Source organism: Dietzia sp. DQ11-44 (assembly GCF_014145205.1).
In the GTDB taxonomy this organism is placed as follows: domain Bacteria; phylum Actinomycetota; class Actinomycetes; order Mycobacteriales; family Mycobacteriaceae; genus Dietzia; species Dietzia natronolimnaea.
On record NZ_JAALEC010000178.1, the window covers coordinates 1 to 1,638 of the forward strand.

At 70.6% G+C, this 1,638-nt stretch carries 2 protein-coding genes; both read right to left on the bottom strand.

The window, feature by feature from the left end:
• Nucleotides 1-204: 204 nt before the first annotated feature.
• The gene (locus tag G6018_RS05570; RefSeq protein ID WP_182639076.1) at nucleotides 205-1,296 is read right to left on the bottom strand and encodes a branched-chain amino acid aminotransferase; all 1,092 of its coding nucleotides are present in this window, start codon (nucleotides 1,294-1,296) and stop codon (nucleotides 205-207) included.
• A gap of 29 nt (nucleotides 1,297-1,325) precedes the next feature.
• A partial coding sequence (locus G6018_RS05575) for a glycine cleavage T C-terminal barrel domain-containing protein (protein ID WP_277817755.1) occupies nucleotides 1,326-1,638 on the bottom strand: 313 nt, incomplete at its 5' end.

Here is a 1,638-nt window from a genome sequence, read left to right on the forward strand (position 1 = left end):
GGTCATCGCCGTCATCCTGGCCTGATACGCGTCACGGAAAGGCCCGCGCATCAACGAGAAGAGCGTTCCGCACACCCCCTACTCGAGAAACGTGTGCGGAACGCTCTTGGCGATGGAATCGGGCCGGACGGGGGCCGGACGCGGGGCCGATCACGCGGGGCCGATCACGCGGGACCGGACGCGGGGCCGGTCAGGCGGGCCCGGTCAGGCGAGCGTGGTCATCCACCCGAAGGTGTCCTCGACGGACCCTCGCTGGATCCCGGTGAGTGTCTCGCGGAGACGCATGGTGATCTCGCCGGGCCCGCCGTCGGCGACCGTGTACCCGCCCTCGGCGTGCTTGACCGAGCCGACCGGGGTGATCACGGCGGCGGTCCCACAGGCGAACACCTCGGTGATCGCGCCGGAGGCGACCCCGGTCTCCCACTCCTCGACCGAGACCTTCCGCTCGGTCACCGGGTAGCCGAGATGGCGCGCCAACTGGATCAGACTGTCGCGGGTCACACCGGGCAGCAGCGAACCGGACAGTTCCGGGGTGACGATCTCCGCCGAGTCCCCGGCGCCGAGGATGAAGAACAGATTCATCCCGCCCATCTCCTCGACGTACTTCCGCTCGATCGCGTCCAGCCAGACCACCTGGTCGCAGCCCTCGGCGGCGGCCTGCTCCTGAGCACGCAGCGACGCCGCGTAGTTTCCCCCGAACTTCGCCGCGCCGGTTCCGCCGGGGCTGGCCCGCACGTACTCGGTGCTCAGCCAGACGCTCACGGGGGCCACACCACGCGAGAAGTAGGCGCCGGCGGGCGAGGCGATGACCGAGTAGAGGTACTCGTCGGCCGGCCGTACTCCCAGGCCGGTCTCCGTCGCGATCATGAAGGGCCGCAGGTAGAGCGCCTCCTCCCCGCCGGCGGCGGGAACCCAGTCGCGGTCGATCGCCACGATCTGCCGGAGGGACTCCATGAACAACTCCTCGGGCAGCGTCGGCATGGCCAGACGCTGCGCGGACCGGTTGAAGCGCGCCGCGTTCTGCTCCGGGCGGAAGGAGGCGATGGAGTCGTCGGCCTGCCGGTACGCCTTGAGGCCCTCGAAGATCGTCTGGGCGTAGTGCAGCACCACGGCGGAGGGGTCGATCGACAGCGGGGCGTAGGCCTCGACGGTGGGGGTACCCCAGGCCCCGTCGGAATACGGGAGGGTGACCATGTGGTCGGTGAAGTGCTTGCCGAAGCCGGGAGCGGCGAGGATGGCTTCGCGCTCGGCGGCCGTCCTCGGTGTGGCCGAGGGGCGGATGTCGAACTGGGACATGTCGTCTCGCTTAGGTGAGAAGGGGCGGGTCAGCGGGTGCGGATCTCGACGAGCGGGGGTACCGCGAGGCGGCACGGTACCTCTCGCCCCCGTACGTCGACGACGACCTCGTCGCCCTTCTTCAGGCCGGCGTCCAGCTCGACGAACGCGAGCGCGATCCCCGTCTTCAGCGTCGGCGAGAACGTGCCGGAGCTCGTGACGCCGACGTCGCGTCCGCCGGCCCGCACGGTCTGGCCGGCGCGCAGGACTCCGCGGCCCGTGACCTCGAGCGCGTACATGCGCCGGGCGGGGCCGGCCTCCTTCTGACGCAGCAGTTCGTCGCGCCCCCAGAAGGACGGCTTA